15 protein-coding genes are annotated in these 17,660 nt (G+C 62.4%); 8 read left to right on the plus strand and 7 right to left on the minus strand.

The features are described 5' to 3' along the window. Positions 1 to 228: 228 nt before the first annotated feature. Together HJB82_RS14740 and HJB82_RS14745 are read right to left on the minus strand one after the other, a co-directional pair. Positions 229 to 693, minus strand: a complete 465-nt coding sequence (locus HJB82_RS14740) for a nuclear transport factor 2 family protein (protein ID WP_207582850.1) — start codon at positions 691 to 693, stop codon at positions 229 to 231. A 121-nt stretch (positions 694 to 814) separates the two neighbouring features. Continuing rightward, positions 815 to 1,219: a GFA family protein gene (locus HJB82_RS14745; protein ID WP_207582849.1), complete on the minus strand. Its 405-nt coding sequence runs from the start codon at positions 1,217 to 1,219 to the stop codon at positions 815 to 817. Between the two features lie 58 nt (positions 1,220 to 1,277). On the opposite strand from HJB82_RS14745, the gene HJB82_RS14750 reads away from it, so the two are divergent. Then, the gene (locus HJB82_RS14750; protein ID WP_207582848.1) at positions 1,278 to 1,778 is read left to right on the plus strand and encodes a MarR family winged helix-turn-helix transcriptional regulator; all 501 of its coding nucleotides are present in this window, start codon (positions 1,278 to 1,280) and stop codon (positions 1,776 to 1,778) included. Positions 1,779 to 1,934: 156 nt separating this feature from the next. Here HJB82_RS14750 and HJB82_RS14755 read toward each other — a convergent pair whose 3' ends face one another. From HJB82_RS14755 to HJB82_RS14775, 5 genes are all read right to left on the minus strand, one after another. Beyond that, the gene (locus tag HJB82_RS14755; RefSeq protein ID WP_003545273.1) at positions 1,935 to 2,144 is read right to left on the minus strand and encodes a cold-shock protein; all 210 of its coding nucleotides are present in this window, start codon (positions 2,142 to 2,144) and stop codon (positions 1,935 to 1,937) included. Positions 2,145 to 2,605: 461 nt separating this feature from the next. Further along, complete coding sequence (locus HJB82_RS14760; protein WP_221140352.1) at positions 2,606 to 4,819, minus strand: 3-hydroxyacyl-CoA dehydrogenase NAD-binding domain-containing protein; 2,214 nt, start codon at positions 4,817 to 4,819, stop codon at positions 2,606 to 2,608. A gap of 16 nt (positions 4,820 to 4,835) precedes the next feature. Continuing rightward, entirely contained in the window at positions 4,836 to 5,219 is a 384-nt protein-coding gene (locus HJB82_RS14765; protein WP_221140354.1) for a cupin domain-containing protein, read from the minus strand. A gap of 2 nt (positions 5,220 to 5,221) precedes the next feature. After that, the gene (locus HJB82_RS14770) at positions 5,222 to 6,430 is read right to left on the minus strand and encodes an acetyl-CoA C-acetyltransferase (RefSeq protein ID WP_221116147.1); all 1,209 of its coding nucleotides are present in this window, start codon (positions 6,428 to 6,430) and stop codon (positions 5,222 to 5,224) included. Positions 6,431 to 6,629: 199 nt separating this feature from the next. Continuing rightward, the gene (locus tag HJB82_RS14775; RefSeq protein ID WP_221140357.1) at positions 6,630 to 8,426 is read right to left on the minus strand and encodes an acyl-CoA dehydrogenase C-terminal domain-containing protein; all 1,797 of its coding nucleotides are present in this window, start codon (positions 8,424 to 8,426) and stop codon (positions 6,630 to 6,632) included. 260 nt (positions 8,427 to 8,686) lie between these two features. Here HJB82_RS14775 and HJB82_RS14780 point away from each other — a divergent pair, with 260 nt between their 5' ends. From HJB82_RS14780 to HJB82_RS14810, 7 genes are all read left to right on the plus strand, one after another. After that, positions 8,687 to 9,394, plus strand: coding sequence for a DNA-3-methyladenine glycosylase I (locus HJB82_RS14780; protein ID WP_221140359.1), 708 nt, complete (start codon positions 8,687 to 8,689; stop codon positions 9,392 to 9,394). Positions 9,395 to 9,448: 54 nt separating this feature from the next. Beyond that, positions 9,449 to 10,150, plus strand: coding sequence for an SDR family NAD(P)-dependent oxidoreductase (locus tag HJB82_RS14785; RefSeq protein ID WP_207582843.1), 702 nt, complete (start codon positions 9,449 to 9,451; stop codon positions 10,148 to 10,150). Between the two features lie 187 nt (positions 10,151 to 10,337). Beyond that, positions 10,338 to 10,703, plus strand: coding sequence for a VOC family protein (locus HJB82_RS14790; RefSeq protein WP_221140361.1), 366 nt, complete (start codon positions 10,338 to 10,340; stop codon positions 10,701 to 10,703). 330 nt (positions 10,704 to 11,033) lie between these two features. Continuing rightward, the gene (locus HJB82_RS14795) at positions 11,034 to 14,843 is read left to right on the plus strand and encodes a peptidoglycan-binding protein (RefSeq protein WP_221116126.1); all 3,810 of its coding nucleotides are present in this window, start codon (positions 11,034 to 11,036) and stop codon (positions 14,841 to 14,843) included. Between the two features lie 335 nt (positions 14,844 to 15,178). Further along, on the plus strand, positions 15,179 to 16,102 hold the full coding sequence (locus HJB82_RS14800; protein WP_221140363.1) for a sulfite exporter TauE/SafE family protein: 924 nt from the start codon (positions 15,179 to 15,181) through the stop codon (positions 16,100 to 16,102). After that, a complete protein-coding gene (locus HJB82_RS14805; protein ID WP_207582839.1) occupies positions 16,102 to 16,902 on the plus strand; it encodes a TIGR02186 family protein in 801 nt (266 codons plus the stop codon). Before HJB82_RS14800 ends, HJB82_RS14805 begins: the two co-directional genes overlap by 1 nt. 194 nt (positions 16,903 to 17,096) lie before the next feature. Next, positions 17,097 to 17,654: a dihydrofolate reductase family protein gene (locus HJB82_RS14810; protein ID WP_207582838.1), complete on the plus strand. Its 558-nt coding sequence runs from the start codon at positions 17,097 to 17,099 to the stop codon at positions 17,652 to 17,654. Positions 17,655 to 17,660 lie beyond the last annotated feature (6 nt).

Genomic DNA, 17,660 nt, shown 5'->3' on the forward strand with positions numbered 1-17,660 from the left:
GCCTTAAGTCCAATTCGCCGGCACGTATAAACAACCGTCATCCAGCAGAAACTGAAGGCCTCCCAATCTCCATGCTTGCAAAATTTGATTAAAACAAAGTTCTTATTCTCTAAAGCGCGTCGCGATCTTTCAGATTCGCTCCTCGCGCTTTAGGTCTTTGTTTTTTGCGTATGTCTTTGCCGTAAAACCGCTGCGCGGTCTGTGCGACATGCTTGACCGGCAACGGAATTATTCAACAGGGTCTGCACTTTGCGGTTTCAGATCGAGCAGCGCGCGGCCGCTGCCATCCATGGCGAAGGGCACCGAGGCGTGCTGATGGGCAACCAGCCAGCGGCCATCCCGCTTGACGAGGCCGAGGGTCTGGCGGAACCAGAGATCGACCTCGGCCCCATCGGTCTTGGTCCCGGTCATGCGCAGGAGACCACTCCAGAAGGCGACATCCCCGCCGACCGTCAATCTGGCATCGCGCACTTCGCCGCCGATCGGGCCTTCCCAGGTATCGAACCAGGCCTGTAGGCCGGCCGCGTCCTTGCCATTGCTGACGAGCGGCGGCGCCAGCGAGAACTCGACGGAATCCTCGACCTCATAGGACAGCGCCTCCTCGGCGTTCTTTTCGCTGAGCGCCTTGGCCCGCATCATCAGCATGGCGATGATCGCCTCTTCTTCGTGCCTGACATTGGCTTCGTCTTTCACAACCGTTCTCCTTTTCCGTTATAGACAGAGGACGAACGGCAAGAGGACGATCCGACAAGGATGCATTTCCGTTTTCGTAATTCCGGACGCAAAACCGCCGCGCAGTCTTGCCGGAATCGCCTCAGAGATAACTCGTCACCGCCGGTTCGTTCCACCAGGCATCATGCCTGCCGTCGTAATAACGGACCGGCAGTGCTGCCAGTTCCTCAGGGGTGATATCGTCGAGGCAGGCGATGTTGATCGAGACATAGGCGCCGCCGATCGCCTCGACATAACCGTCGCCAAAGGCGGGCACGCCGCAGGTGCGACAGAAGCGGTGGTGACCGCTCATCGTGTTGAACTGGTAGTCAGCCGTTTCCGCCTCGTCGCACGTCAGACGAAAATCCTCGGGCTTGACGTTGGCGCCCCAATAGCGCCGCTTGGCGCAGATCGAACAATTGCAGCGGCCGGTGCCCTCCTCGAGGTCGATATCCACCTCGTAGTGCACTCTGCCGCAGTGGCAGCTTCCCTTGTAGGTTTTCTTCATGGCGCGCTCCTCCTTCAATATTGCGTTCAGTGCCTCGATATGACAATATGTTGTCACTATGAATGAGATACAAAATAGACAACATGTTGTCAAACAGAATCGACCGGAGCGGACGATGGAAGGGAATGCCTTTTCCGCTTTCGCAATCACCGCCCTTCGCCTGGCCGGCCATCTGACGGCGGCGGGCGACCAGCTGGCAAAGCCTGCAGGACAGACAAGCGCCCGCTGGCAGGTGCTGGCCGCGGCAAGGCGCGGCGACATGTCGGTGGCGCAGATCGCCCGCGCGCTCGGCCTCGCTCGCCAGGGCGTGCAACGGCTTGCCGATGTGCTGGAGGGTGAAGGGCTGATCGCCTATGCGGAGAACCCGCAGCACCAGCGGGCCAAGCTGGTGCGGCTGACGGCGGAAGGGACCGCACGGCTGGGGGTAATCGAGGTGGCGCAGGCCGGATGGGCGGACGGGCTGGGTGCTGCGTTTACGTCAGCCGAGCTCGATGCGGCGCGGGCGGTGATGCTGCGGGTCATGGAGATGCTGGAGGCTGACGGGGCGCCCGGAGGCTGATTGGCCTTGCGGTGATACGGCCGAGGCTGACGCAAATAAAAAAGGCCGGGCTAACCCGACCTTCCCTGCCATCTCAACGAACCGTGCCAGTACATCCGTGGTCACGATCCGGAGATGATATTCAAAGCTCCACGCGTCCGAGAGGACGCGCCAAACTTAAGCCGCCTGGAGGCGGTCTGCCGACATTTTGCCGGACTTGTTGTCGCGGACGAGCTCGTAAGACAGCTTCTGGCCATCCTTGAGGTCACGCATGCCGGCGCGTTCAACGGCCGAGATGTGGACGAAAACGTCGGCAGCGCCGTCATCCGGCTGAATGAAGCCGAAGCCCTTGGTTGCGTTGAACCACTTAACGGTACCTGTGCTCATGACGATATCCTTTTCGAATCGTTCATAGAAGATTGCCGCCCGGGCAAATGCCGAGCGGCGATGAAAACCGATTTTGGAGGAAGTTCGCCAGGAACGACGCGAGCGTCGTTTCAAAGTTCATCTAGCAAGATCGATGCGTGAACGTTTAATCGGAAATTGTGTCCGTGACAAGGCCGCAACACGGAAAAGTCGAGTTCGTGCTCTTGGGGCGAAAGGGTCTTTGCCGTCGTGCCGCGGCGGCGCCCTCTGCCCTGCCGGGCATCTCCCTCACAGGTGGGGAGATCGGCAAGTAGCCCGCCCACCGGACCTCTCCTGCGACTAGCCGTGACGGACAAGATTCGGGGAGATCCTCGCGCCCAGCCAATCTCCCCACTTGTGGGGGAGATGCCCGGCAGGGCAAAGGGGGCGGCCACGGTATGACGGTAAAGATTGCCCCCTCAAAACCCACACCGCGAAACGGCTTACGCCGCTGCCTTCGCCCCTGCATAGGGATCGAACCGTCCGTAAAAAGTCTCACCATTGGCGGCCAAGTCTTTCAACAATGACGTCGGCTTGAAATGGTCTCCGTAAGCCTCAGCTAACTTCTCCGCCAGTTCCACGAAGGCCTTCGCGCCCATCCCGTCGATATAACTCAGCGCCCCGCCGGTATAGGGCGCGAAGCCGAAGCCGAGGATCGAGCCGACGTCGGCCTCGCGCGGATCGGTGACGATGCCTTCCTCGACGGTGCGGGCGGCTTCGAGCGCGATGGTGACAAGGAAGCGTTGCTTGAGAACGGCGATGTCGACGTCATCCGCTTTCTTCTGCGGGTAGAGGCTCTTCAACTCGGGCCAAAGCGATTTCTTGGCCGGTTTCGGCGGATAATCGTAGAAGCCCTTGGAATTCTTGCGGCCTAAGCGGCCCTCCTTTTCCACCATGCGGGAGATCAGTTCCATATGCCTGAGGTCGATCGCCTTCTCGCCGAGATCGGCGGCCGTGGCCTTGAGGATTTTCAGCGAGAGATCGATGGCGACCTCGTCGTTGAGTGCCAACGGACCCACCGGCATGCCGGCCATCTTGGCGGCATTCTCGATCATCGCGGGCGGCACGCCTTCGATCAGCATGTCGTAGCTTTCCGACATGTAACGCAGCACGCAGCGATTGACGAAGAAGCCGCGGGTGTCGTTGACGACGATCGGCGTCTTCTTGATCGCCGCGACATAGTCGAGAGCGACGGCCAGCGCCCTGTCGCCGGTCTCCTTACCGAGGATGACCTCGGTCAGCATCATCTTTTCCACCGGCGAGAAGAAATGGATGCCGATGAAATCGGCCGGGCGCTTGGAATTCTTCGCCAGCCCGGTAATCGGCAGGGTCGAGGTATTGGAGGCTAAGATCGCTCCTTGCGGCAGCACGGCTTCCACAGCCTCGATCACCGCTTTCTTCACCTGGCGATCCTCGAACACCGCCTCGATGACCAGATCGGCATTGGTGAGGTCGGCGTAATCGGCCGAGGGCGTGATGCGAGAGAGCAGGGCTGCGGCCTCGTGCTGCGTAAATCGCCCCTTACCGACGGAATCCTTGACGAGACCTTCGCAGACGGCCTTTCCCTTGGCAGCAGCCTCCAAGTCACGGTCGATCAGCGTCACCGGAATGCCGGCGGCGGCCGTAACATAGGCGATCGAAGCGCCCATGAAGCCGGCGCCGACGACGCCGACATGTTTCAGCTCGGTCTTCGGGTGACCGGCCGGACGGCGCGCACCCTTGCCGAGTTCCTGCATGGAGATGAACAGCGAACGGATCATCGAGAAGGCTTCGCGGGTCTGCACCACCTCGGTGAAATAACGCTGCTCGATCTTCAGGCCGGTGTCGAACGGCACCTGAAGGCCTTCATAGACACATTTCAGGATGGCAAGCGCTGCCGGATAATTGCCCGATGTCTCCCGACGCAGGATCGCCGGCGCCGCCGGCCAGAGCTGGGCTGAAGCCGGCGTCCAGATGCCGCCGCCGGGCGCCTTGAAACCCTTCTCGTCCCAGGGGGCGACCGGTTTCAGGCCATCCTTGATCATCTGCTTAGCGACGGGGATCAGTTGGTCCGGCTCGACCACCTGATGCACGAGGTTCATCGCCTTGGCGCGGGAGCCGGTCAGCGACTGGCCCGTCGTCATCATCTGCAGCGCATCCTGGGCGTTCGCCAGGCGCGGCACACGCTGTGTGCCGCCGGCGCCGGGGAAGATGCCGACCTTGACCTCGGGCAGCGCGATCTTGACGCTCTTGGCATTGGAGACGACGCGGCCGTGGCAGGCGAGCGACATTTCGAAGGCGCCGCCCATGCAGGTGCCGTTGATGGCGGAGACCCAGGGCTTGCCCGATGTTTCGAGCTTGCGAAACAGGCCGGTCATGCTGCCGACCATGTCGAAGAGTTTCTGCACGGCCGTTTGCGGGCTCTTTTCTTTCTCATCCTGGTAGAAAGTGAACGTCGACTTGACCATCGACAGATCGGCGCCGCCGGAGAAGGAGGACTTGCCCGAGGTAATGACGACACCCTTGACGGCGGCGTCAGTGGTGGTGGCATCGATGATGGCGTCGAGCTCGGCCATCACCTCCGCGGTGAAGACGTTCATCGATTTGCCGGGCATGTCCCAGGTGACGAGAGCGATGCCGTCGGCGTCGGTTTCGAGCGTGAAATTTATGTAGGTCATTGGGTTTCCTCCCCGATCAGGCCGGCAAATGGCTGCGCTGCGCGTCGACTGTCTTCGTCTTTTCGGTGACTACATCGCCGATATGCTTGGTCTGCGATGGCTCGAAAAGCACGATCCAGCATTCCTCCTCCGCCACCGGATTATGCTCTACGCCCCTCGGCACGACATGAAAATCGCCGGCGTTCAGGTGCACATGCGGGCGGTCGCGATATTCGATGGTCAGCGCGCCCTTCCAGATGAGAAAAAGCTCGTCCTCGTCGCGGTGAGAATGCCAGGCGAGCTGGCCCCGGACCTTGGCGAGCTTGACGCTCTGGCCGTTGAGATCGGCAATGACGCGGGGCGACCAGTGCTCGCTGACCTCGGCATATTCGGTTTCGATCGTGCCGGTGTTGAAGCTCATCGTCAGACCCTTTCGATAACCGTCGCGGTACCCATGCCGGCGCCGATGCAGAGCGTCACCAGCGCGGTGTTGAGGTCGCGGCGTTCGAGCTCGTCCAGCACCGTGCCGAGGATCATCGCGCCGGTGGCGCCGAGCGGATGACCCATGGCGATGGCGCCGCCATTGACGTTGATCCTGTCGTGGTCGATGTCGAAGGCTTGCATATAGCGCAGCACCACGGCGGCGAAGGCCTCGTTCAACTCGAAGAGATCGATGTCGGCAAGGCGCATGCCGGTCCGTTTCAGCAGCTTCTCGGTGACATCGACCGGTCCGGTCAGCATCAGGGCCGGATCGGAGCCGATATTGGCGAAGGCTTTGATGCGGGCGCGCGGCTTCATGCCCATGCTCTGACCGCCTGCCTTGGAGCCGAGCAGGACGACGCCGGCGCCATCGACGATGCCTGAGGAATTGCCGGCATGGTGGACATAGTTGATGCGCTCGATTTCCGGGTGCGCCTGGATTCCGACGGCCTCGAACCCGCCCATCTCGCCGGGCATCTGGAAGGAGGGATTGAGGGAGGCAAGCGCCTGCATGTCGGTGCCGGGGCGCATATGCTCGTCCTTATCAAGGATCGTCAGGCCGTTCTGATCCTTGACCGGCACGACCGACTTGTCGAACCAACCCTGCTGCCAGGCATGTCCAGCGCGCTTCTGGCTCTCGACGGCGTAGGCGTCGACATCGGTTCTGCTGAAACCATATTTGGTGGCGATCAGATCGGCGGAGACGCCCTGCGGCATGAAATAGGCCGGGAAATTCACCGAGGGATCCATGAACCAGGCGCCGCCGGACATGCCGAGGCCGACGCGGGACATGCTTTCGACGCCGCCCGCGATGACGATGTCGTCGGCCCCTTGGGCAATCTTGCCGGCGCCGAAATTGACGGCATCGAGGCCGGAGGCGCAGAATCTGGAGATCTGCATGCCGGGCGCCCTGGTGGAATAACCGGCTTCGAAGGCGGCTGCCTTGGGGATGACGGCACCGGCATCCATGACCGGATCGACACAGCCCATGATGATGTCGTCGACGGTCGTGGTATCGAGCCCGTTGCGGTCGCGGATCGCTTCCAGCGTCTTGGCCGCCAAGCGCACGGAAGGCACCTCATGCAGGGCGCCGTCCTTCTTGCCGCGGCCGCGCGGCGTGCGGACGTGGTCGTAAATAAAAACCTCGGTCATGTTCTGCTCCCTATCGGCGGCGAGGCCGGTGAATTTCAACTCCCCTTCTCCCCTCGGGGAGAAGGTGGCCGAAGGTCGGATGAGAGGGCGCTCGCGGCAAACTCGACCTTGCTTGCGCGCGGCCGTTCGCTCCTTCGTCGCTCACCCCCTCATCTGTCCTTCGGACATCTTCTCCACGCAGGGGAGAAGGGGGAATTCGTCAAAACGCTTCGGCGGCAAGTTCCATCATCGTGTCTGCACCGGCTTCGATACGGGTCTTGCGAAGCGCGGTTTCCGGCATGATGCGTTCCATGAAGAAGCGGGCGGTCACCAGCTTATTCCTCAGGAAATCCTCACGGGTTCCATCGCCGGATGCAAGGCCGTCCTCGGCGGCTTTCGCCATCTTTGCCCACATATAGCCGAGAACGACAAGGCCGAAGAGGTGCATGTAATCAGTCGAGCCGGCGCCGGCATTGTCGGGCTTGGCCATGGCGTTCTGCATGAACCACATGGTCGCGCCCTGGGCGTCGTTCAAGCCCTTCTTCAGATGCTTGGTGAAGAAGGACAGTTTTTCATTGTCCCGATTCTCTTCGCAGAAATCGCCGATCTCCTTGAACAGCGCCATGGCGGCACGGCCGCCGTTCAAGGCGAGCTTGCGGCCGACGAGATCAAGCGCCTGAATGCCGTTGGCGCCTTCATAGATCATGGCGATGCGGGCATCGCGCACATACTGGCTCATACCGTGTTCTTCGATATAGCCGTGGCCGCCGAAAACCTGCTGGGCCATGACAGCATGATCGAAGCCCTTATCGGTCATCACGCCCTTGAGGATCGGGGTGACGAGGCCGAGAATATCGTCAGCCGTCTGGCGCTCCTTCTCGTCAGTGGCACGGTGAGCAATGTCCGACTTGAGCGCGGTCCACAGCAGAAAGGCCCGGCCACCCTCGTTGAAAGCGCGGATGGTCATCAAGGTGCGACGAATATCGGGATGAACGATGATCGGATCGGCCTTCTTATCCGGCGCCTTGGGACCGGACAGCGAGCGGCCCTGGATACGGTCGCGGGCATAGTTGGCGGCGTTCTGATAGGCGATCTCGGAAATGGCGATGCCCTGCAGGCCGACCATCAGTCGGGCCTCGTTCATCATCACGAACATGGCGTTGAGGCCGCGGTTTTCGGCGCCGATCAGGAAACCCGTCGCCTCGTCGTAATTCATGACGCAGGTGGCGTTGGCGTGGATGCCCATCTTGTGCTCGATCGCGCCGCAGGAGACAGCATTGCGGTCGCCGAGGGCGCCATCCTTGCCGACCAGGAATTTCGGAACGATGAACAGCGAGATGCCCTTGGTGCCCTCGGGCGCGCCTTCGATGCGGGCAAGCACCAGGTGGACGATATTGTCGGCGAGATCATGCTCACCGGCAGAGATGAAGATCTTCTGGCCGGAGATCCTGTAGCTGCCGTCGGCCTGCGGCGCCGCCTTGGTGCGCAGCATGCCGAGATCGGTGCCGCAATGCGGCTCGGTGAGGTTCATGGTGCCGGTCCAGGAGCCGTCCACCATCTTCGGCAGATAGGTGCTCTTCTGCTCGGACGAACCATGGACGAGGATCGCGGCGATCGCGCCTTGCGTCAGGCCCGGATACATCATCAGCGACATGTTGGCGGCGGAGGTATATTCGCCGACGGCGGTATGCAGCGTATAGGGAAGCCCCTGCCCGCCGAATTCCTCGGGCACGGCAAGGCCGATCCAGCCGCCTTCGCGATAGGCCTTGTAAGCCTCCTTGAAGCCCTTCGGCGTCGAGACGCTGGCATCGTCGTGGCGATGGCAGCCTTCCTGATCGCCGGAATAATTCACCGGGAAGAGAGCCTCCTCTGCAACCTTTCCAGCCTCGCCGAGGATCGCCTCGATCATGTCAGGCGTCGCGTCGGCAAAACCGGGAAGATTGTTGTAGCGTTCGAGGCCCAGCACGTCGTTCAGGACGAAGAGCGTATCGGTCACCGGGGCCTTGTAGACTGGCATCTCTGGATTTCCTCCCATTCGACTGCGCGGGTCGCGACGGCCTCGGGGACTGTCTTACAAAATATTGACGTTTGCGTAAACGTCAAATTCTGCCGCTTCGCCGCCTTTCATGAAAAAATTTGTCATGACGAGTCTGCGGGCGATGAAGGGCCCGAAAGGCACGAGACGTCGTCTCCCCTTCCTTGTCCATCGTGGAACGGCGTATAAACGCAAGCGTCTTTCAACCCGCAATTCGGGAATGCCAGGGGAGGATGGTCGGGATGATCAGTTTCGAGGCGATAAGGCAGCGTGCGGAGCAGCGGAAGGGCGGAGCCGCCGCTTTGCAGGCCTTGCTGGAGAAGCATAGGCCGGATCACAACCGGCTGCGCACCATGCCCGACGACCGCATCCTCGCAGACATGACCCGGCGCATCTTCTACAGCGGCTTCGTCCAGAAGGTGATCGATGCGAAGTGGCCGGGTTTCGAGGCGGCGTTTTCCGGCTTCGAGGCGGCTATGCTGAATATCGCGCCCGACGATTATTGGCATGACCTGACTTCGGACGAACGGATCATCCGCAACGGTGCGAAGATCATGTCGGTTCGCGCCAATGCCGCCTTCATCCGCGAACTGGCACGGGAACACGGCAGTGCCGGCGTCTTCTTGGCCGACTGGCCGCGGGAGAACCAGATCGGCCTTCTCGACCTGTTGGGGAAACGCGGCAGCCGGCTCGGCGGCATGACCGGGCAATATTTCCTGCGGGGCATCGGCCGTGACAGCTTCGTCAGCACGATCGACGTGCTCGCCTGCCTGAGATCGACCGGTGTGCCGCTCTCCTCCTCCGGCATGGCGAAGAAGGACCAGCCGCTGATCCAGCAGGCCTTCAACGACTGGGCGGAGGAGACTGGCCTTTCCTTCATCCTCCTGTCGCGCATCAGCGCCTATTCGATCGATGCGGCGCACACGCACGGAAATTCGCACGGGCAGTAGCGCAGGCCGCTCGGAGTTCCTACGTCTTCCGGACGATTCATCGAGGAGGATATCATGACCGACTTTCCCTATGAGAGCGCCCTCATCGTCGGCGCGGGCTCCGGCATCAGTGCGTCGCTTGCACGGCAATTGTCGGCGCTCGGCGTCAAGGTCGGGCTTGCCGCCCGCAATGTCGAAAAGCTCCAGCTGCTCATCGAGCAGACCGGCGCCAGCGCCTTTACCGCCGACGTCTCGCAGCCGCAAAGCGTTGCAGCGCTGTTCGAAGAGGCTGCCGGCGCGATCGGCGGACCTGACGTGGTGATCTTCAACGCCGGCGCCCGCCTGCGCGGACCGCTGGCCGAACTCGATCCCGCCGATGTCGAAAAGGCGATCGCGACCACCGCTTTCGGCGGTTTTCTGGTGGCGCAGCAGGCGGCGCAGCGGATGATACCGCGCGGCCGCGGCGCCATCCTGTTCACCGGCGCTTCGGCGAGCGTCAAGGGTTATGCGCAATCGGCCCCCTTCGCGATGGGCAAGTTTGCGCTGCGCGGCCTTGCCCAGAGTGCGGCTCGTGAACTTGGGCCGATGGGCATCCACGTCGCGCATTTCGTCATCGACGGCGCGGTGCGCTCGCAGATGCGGCCGGACCGGGCGGAGAAGCCGGATGGCACGCTTTCGCCGGAGGCGATCGCCCAGACCTATATCGACGTGCTTCGCCAGCACCGCAGCGCATGGTCGCTGGAGGTCGAAGTCCGGCCCTGGACGGAGAATTTCTGAGCTGCCATCGGCGGAGAAGGCAGCTATCGCGGCGACGATGGACAGACTATGTTTCGTCGCCGGAGCTGACCAGGATGATTTTAGGCCGGATGGCCTAAAATCATCCTGGTCCAGATTCAATGGTTAGAGCATGATGCCGTCCGAAAACCGCTCACACTTTTCGGCATCATGCTCTCGGAGGACACCGATGCAGCGCCTGGACCATGTCACGATCGATACCCGCGATGCCTCTCGTATGATCGGCTTCCTCAACGCCGTGCTCGGCGTCGAGGAAGGCTATAGGCCACCCTTCGACTCGCCCGGCCACTGGCTCTATCTGGACGAACGCCCGGTCATCCATCTCAGCCTGACGTCACGCAGCACCGATTTTCCGCCCGGCATCTTCAATCATGTCGCCTTCAGCCTCTACGAATTCGGCGCGGCGCTGGAGCGCATCAAGGCGAGCGGCTATCGCTATGAATATTACGATATTCCCGACACCGATCTCGGCCAGATCTTCGTCCATGGCCCCGAAGGCGTGAAGATTGAGCTGCAATATAAGCGGCCGACCTAAGCGCCCCACCGCCATTCGATGTGACGAATTCAGGGGCAATTGCCGCCTAAAACGGCGTTTGGAACACAAACGTTAAAAAATTCTCATCGACATTAACGGCTTGTTTACCACGTTTCGTGAAAGGTGCGGATTGAGCAGTAGCAATCCGCATTCCTTTTCCCAGTGTCGCGTTTCCCAGGGATGCCGCTACATCGTCCAGCTTGAGGAAAGCCTAATTGACTAACCTCTTATGAATGATGTGCTCCGGTCGGCGTGAAGACGCTGGCCACAGACGGAAAAGCCAATGATCGAGCTCTGACGAGGGGTCGAGCAGTCGAAGCGAGCAAGAAGATGAACGGATCGCGATCAAATCCTTCCCGACAGTCCGACAGGACCTCGCTCGATGCGCTGAACCGCACGATCGAAGGGCTGGAGGCACGCATCGAAGGGCTGATAGGCAGCGGGCGCGAACAGCGGCCGCGCACGGCAACAGCCGAGCGCGAACCCTACCCGGCCTCCAATGCTCCGCGCCCCGCAAGGGCGCCGCTCGAGCCGCGGCCGGATCCGCTCGCCGAAATCCGCCAGCGCCAGCGCGCGCTTGAAGCGGGCCGCGAGCGACCCTACACACGCGAGCCGGCCCCGCAGTTGCGCGAACCAGCCCCACAGTTGCGCGAACCCGCGTCGCGCGTCGCCACACCACAACCGGCACCCGCCCTCCGTGCGGGCGACGACACGATGACCGAGATCGCCCAGGCGCTCGTCAATCTCAGGCATGATCTGAAGCGCGATATTTCCGAGGGCGTCACCCGCGAGATGAACGCGCTGCGCGCCGAGCTGCGCGAGATCAAGGCGAATGCCGGCGATGGCGGTTTCGCCGATGATATGCGCGCCGATATGGGCCGCCTTGCCCAGAGCATTACTCAGTTGACCGGCCGCTCGAGCGGTCCGGAGGCGACCGGCCTGCGCGAGGACTTCGAGGAGCTGCGCTCGCTGATGGACGGGCTGGCGCGCGAGGATTCGCTGCGCCATATGGAAAACCGCTGGGACGGCTTCGAGAGCCGGCTTGCGGCGCTCGATACCGAGGGGCTGCAGGAAGAGCTGGTTTCGCTCGCCTATAGGCTCGACGACATCAAGCGCCATATCGGCGGCATGGGCGAAAGCCCGGCGGTCCGGGCACTTGAGGACAAGCTCATCGCCATCGCCACGGCGATGGAGCAGTTCGGCAACATGATCCAGCCGCACGACCGGGTCATGTCGGAGCAGTTCGCCGCCATGGACACGCGGCTTGACGAGATCAGCCGGGCGATCGCGGCAAGCGGGCGCGCGGCTGCCACCAACGATCCGGCGCTGATGCAGCGGCTGGAAGGCCGGCTTTCGGCGCTGGCCGATCAGATCGATCTGATGAGCCATGATGCGGCCAACCGCGCAACGCCGGCCGACGAGCTGGCGATGCGGCTCGAAGCGCTGACATCTCGCGTCGAGGAGTTGACGAAGGCGGAAGCGACGTCACGGCTCGACGAACGGCTGGAGCATCTTTCCTATCTCCTGGAGCGCACGCAAACGACGGCGCAGCCCGACCTCACCGGCACGCTTTCCGACATTTCCCGCAAGATCGACGCGCTTGAGAACGGCGCGGTCAACGACGTGCTGGCGCAGCGGCTCGACGGTCTCGCCCGGCGCATCGACGAGATGGCCTACCAGCAACCGGCACCGGCCGCCGCGGTTGACGACGGCGCCTTCCGGCGTCTCGAAGGGCGGCTGAGCGACATCGCCGCCCGGCTGGAAGAGAGCACATCGGCAGCGCCGACCGATCCACATGCGCTGAAGAACCTCGAAGACCAGATCGCCAATCTTTCGGCACTGATGAACACGCCACGCGAAAGCGCCGCGATCCCAGCCGAATTCGACCGGCGGATGGGCGCGATCGAAGACTATATGGCGACGAGCGACGAATATATCATCGAGGCGGCGCGCCAGGCGGCAGAAGCCGTCGTCGACGCCTATTCGCGCCATGGCGGCCCGCAGGGCGCCGTGGCTGCTGCCGATATGTCGGCGCTGACGGCGCTGGCCGAGGATCTGCGTCACCTCGAGGAAATCAGCCGCGACAGCGAGGAGCGCACGCACAAGACTTTCAAGGCGCTGCACGAGACGCTGGTGCATATCGCCGACCGCCTCGACGGCATGGAAGAGCGCGGCGGGCGGGTGAGTGCCCAGATGCCGGTGGCCGAGGTCGATTTCGATGTCGATCCCTACGCGCTGATGGTGGCCGAGGCCGAGATGGACAGGACGCCGGCCGCTGTCCTCACAGCGAAGGCCTCTCCTGTTATCCGCACGGCCGAGGTTGCAGCCGAACCTGCCGCCCCGGTGCAAGCCAATGCCATGAGCGGAACGAGCGCGATCGCCATCGAAGCCGCGACCAGGACGACTGAGAACGTGACGCCAATACGGGCACAGGCACCGGCAAAGGCCAGCCTGCTTGCCAGCCTCGGCAAGCGGCTGCTGCCCGGCAGGAAAGCCGAGAGCCGGGCAACCGAACGCCCGATGATCGACCCCGCGCCATCGATCGATCCGACCGACGTGGTGCCGACGGATGCGGCAAACGAACTGCTCGAACCGGGCTCGGGCGCGCCCGACGTGAAGAAGATCCTTGAACGGGTCCGCGCCAGCCAGAGTGCCGCACGCGGCAAACCTGCCGCCGAAACCGATCGCGCCGATTATATCGCCGCCGCGCGTCGTGCAGCGCAGGCAGCCGCGATGGAAGTGGACGCCAATCCGAAACAGGCAGCCGTCAAGGCCGAGAAGAAGGGCGCAAGCGTCGACAAGGCCGGCAAGACTTCTGACAAGACGGGCAAGACCAGCGCCTTTTCGCGCTACCGGCGGCCGATCCTGCTGGCCGTCGGGGCCGTGCTGCTGGCGATCATGGCCTTTCCGCTTGCCCGGACGCTGACGAGCGGCGAGAGCGCCCCGCAGGCGCCAGCCGAAGTCTCGGCGCTGACCGGCGCGACGGAAAATCCGCAGCTAGCCTTGCCTGAAGCAACACCCGCCCAGCCGGACACCGGCACGGCAGAAACGGCCGCCCCAACAGCGCAGACGACGTCCCCCGCCGCCGAACAGGCTGAGCCGGAAGCAACCCCGCCGGTTGTCGGCGATCATCTGACCGATGCCGCGCCGCTCGACGGCGAAGGGGCCGCGACATTTGCCCCTGCCGCCCCATCCGGCGCAGCGCAGGAGACATCGGGCTTTGTTGCGAACACGCCGGCGGCGGCATCCGCACCGCAGGCCGCCATCACCATTCCCGATACCGTCCAGCCGAAATCGCTTGCCGATGCGGCGCGCAGCGGCGATGTGCTGGCGCTGTTCGAGATCGGCGCGCGTTATTCGGACGGCCGCAACGGCATCACCGTCGATCAGAAGCAGGCGGCAGGCTGGTACCAGCTTTCGGCCGACAAGGGCTTTGCACCGGCGCAGTACCGGCTCGGCAGCATGTACGAGAAGGGCAATGGCGTCGAACGCGACATCGCGAAGGCGAAGAGCTTCTACGAGCAGGCGGCAAACCAGGGCAATGCCAGCGCCATGCATAATCTCGCCGTGCTCTACGCTTCCGGCGCGCTCGGCCAGCAGGACTATGCCACGGCCGCCTCATGGTTCACCAAGGCCGCCAACCTCGGCATCACCGACAGCCAGTTCAACCTGGCGATCCTTTGCGCGAGGGGCAACGGGGTTCCGGCGGATATCGAAGAATCCTACAAATGGTTTTCGATCGCCGCCAAGGCCGGCGACAAGGACGCGGCGCAGAAACGCGACGAAGTGGCCAAAGCCATGAAGCCGGACCAGCTCGAGCGGGCCCGCACTAAGGCCGATCTCTGGAAGCCGGAGCCGGTCGACCACCGCACCAACGCTATCGACATTCCCGACGAATGGGCCGGCACTGGCCTCAAGACGGCGACGGTCGACATGAAGAAGGCGATCCGCAATATCCAGGCGATCCTCAACAATAACGGTTTCGACGCCGGCTCACCGGATGGCGAAATGGGCGCAAAGACCGTGACCGCGATCAAAAGCTTCCAGAAGTCGGTCGGCCAGGAGCCGGACGGCAAAGTGACCGACGCAACCGTCAAGGCGCTGCTCGAACGCAACAAGCAGGGCAGCAAGGCCATCTAGAACCTTTCCGCTCTTTTCGGGTGCGGAAATGGCCTATGTCTCGTTTGCGCCAGCCCGGGCGCAAACCGCACGGCCCTTTTGCTGTAATTGCCCTACAAAAGGCTTGGCGGCCTCAGACATTTTTCGTTTTTTCCGCCGCCTGTCACGCAATCTGAAAAAAGCCGGATTATGCGGGACAGATCGATCGTCGCACCTGCCGAATCGTCCGCTTTCGATCTCCGTCGCCACAGGGGCCGATCGAAAGCCTCTGGCAACGATTTCACAGTATGGTGCGCATTCGAACGGGGTCGTGACAGAAACCGCCCGGCAGGGGCGGTCATCATTCGGGGTCGGCTGTGACAATCTATCTGCCCATCGCAGAATTGTCGGTGAACATCTTCATCATTCTCGGCATGGGGGCGGCCGTCGGATTCCTGTCTGGAATGTTCGGCGTCGGTGGCGGCTTTCTGATCACGCCGCTGCTGATCTTCTACAATATCCCCCCAATCGTTGCGGTCGCAACCGGCGCCAACCAGGTGGTGGCGTCGTCGATCTCGGGTGCGATCACGCATTTCCGGCGCGGCACGCTCGACATCAAGCTCGGCACGGTGCTTTTGGTCGGCGGTCTCTCGGGGGCGACGGTCGGCATCTGGATCTTCTCGCTGCTGCGCGCCATCGGCCAGCTCGATCTGATCATTTCGCTGATGTATGTGATCTTCCTCGGCACGGTCGGCGGACTGATGCTGCTCGAAAGCATCAATGCCATGCGGCGGGCGGCGCGCAACGAGCCGCCGGCACCACGCAAGCCCGGCCACCAGCACTGGGTGCACAGACTGCCGCTGAAGGTGCGTTTCAAGAAATCGAAGGTCTTTCTCAGCGTCATTCCGATCGTTGCGCTCGGCTTTGCGATCGGCATCCTCACCTCGATCATGGGTGTCGGCGGCGGCTTCATCATGGTGCCGGCAATGATCTATCTGTTGCGCATCCCGACCAATGTCGTTGTCGGCACCTCGTTGTTCCAGATCATTTTCGTGACCGCCTATACGACGATCGTGCAGGCGGCGACGAACTTTTCCGTCGATATCGTGCTCGCCTTCATCCTGATGGTCGCAGGTGTCATCGGCGCGCAATACGGCGTGCGCGTCGGCCAGAAGCTGCGCGGCGAGCAGCTGCGCGCCCTGCTCGGCCTGCTGGTACTCGCCGTCGGCGTGCGTCTGGCGATCGCGCTGGTGGTGACGCCGGCCGACATCTATTCGGTGGTGATGGGAGCGGGCAATTGATGCGCCTGCTTGCCGCCGCCATCGCGCTTCTTTGTCTGCTGCCGGCGGCTGCCGGAGCGCAATGGCTGCCTGGGCAGGCAACCGAAGCGGTGCGTGAAGGGCTGGAAATCGGCACGTCGACCAGCGAAATCGCCATCACCTCGGATTTCCACGGCGCCGACCTGACGATCTTCGGGGCGCTCTCGAACACCGACCAGCTGCTGCTCGCCATCGGCCAATATGACGTGGTCGTGGTGCTGGAAGGCCCGCGCCAGGATGCGACGGTGCGCAAGAAGGAGCGCGTCTTCGGCATCTGGGTCAATACACGCTCGATGACCTTCGAGGCGGTGCCGCACTCCTACTCGATGTCGAGTTCGCGGATGATCGACGACCTGACGACGCCGCTCGAGCTGACCGATCAGGGGATCGGCATCGATCACATTCCGCTGACGCCGGTCGGCTTCGTCGGCGATGGCAGCAATCTCGGCGAATTCCGCGATGCCTTCCGGCGGCTGCAGCAGGGCGGCGGGTTCTACGACCGCAACCCGAGCGGCGTGCGCTTCGTTTCCTCCAACCTCTTCAAGGCGAGCCTGCGCCTGCCGGCAAACATTCCGAACGGCGTCCACACGGTCCGCGCCTATCTGTTCAAGAGCGGCAATCTTATCACCCAGGAATCGCTGCCGCTGCGCGTCATCAAAACCGGCATCGAGCAGACGATCACCGACGCCGCGCATGGCCAGCCGATCCTCTATGGCTTCGCGTCCGTGGCTCTTGCCGTCATCACCGGCTGGGGCGCCAGCCTGATCTTCCGCAAGGACTGATCTGCGATAAGACGCGGCATTCACGCGAATTTCTTCCTTGTAACGGCGGGCGGTCAAGCGGCCGCGTCGCGCCGATGCGGTCATTCTCACCGCTGAACACCGCTTGCATTTTGCTATCAGTTGCATTAGGTTTCAACCAGTTGTAATATGCAATCGGTTTTGATCGTGGCTGGCAAATCCAGAAGGAGGATGGAATGAGAAAGCTTGTCGTCTGGAACCTGATGACCCTCGACGGTTATTTCGAAGGCACGAAGCCGTGGGATATCGACTTCCACAATCTCGCCTGGGGACCCGAGCTGCAGCGCCTGGCCGAGCAATTTGGTGAAGAAGGCGATCTGCTGGTCTTTGGCCGCAAGACCTATGAGGGCATGGCCTCCTACTGGCCGACCGCCGAAAGCGAAGACAAGATCAAGGCCTATATGAACGGCATCGCTAAGATCGCCGTGTCGCGGACGATGACCGAGCCCGGCTGGAACAATGCCCGCATCGTCAGCGATCCGATCCCCGAATTGACGAGGCTGAAACAAGAGGACGGCAAGACGATCTTCATCTTCGGCAGTGCCGCGCTTGCCGACAGCCTGCTGAAAGCCGGCCTCATCGATGAAGTCAGGATTTGCGTCGTGCCCCTCATTCTCGGCGGCGGCAACCCGCTTTTCAAGCCTGCAGGGGAGCAGGTCGCGCTAAAGCTCATCCAATCCTCAACGACGGAAAGTGGCGCAGTGATCTTGCGCTACGAGCCCGTCAAAGCGTAGCGGGTT

The organism is Rhizobium sp. NZLR10 (assembly GCF_019685125.1).
Taxonomy (GTDB): domain Bacteria; phylum Pseudomonadota; class Alphaproteobacteria; order Rhizobiales; family Rhizobiaceae; genus Rhizobium.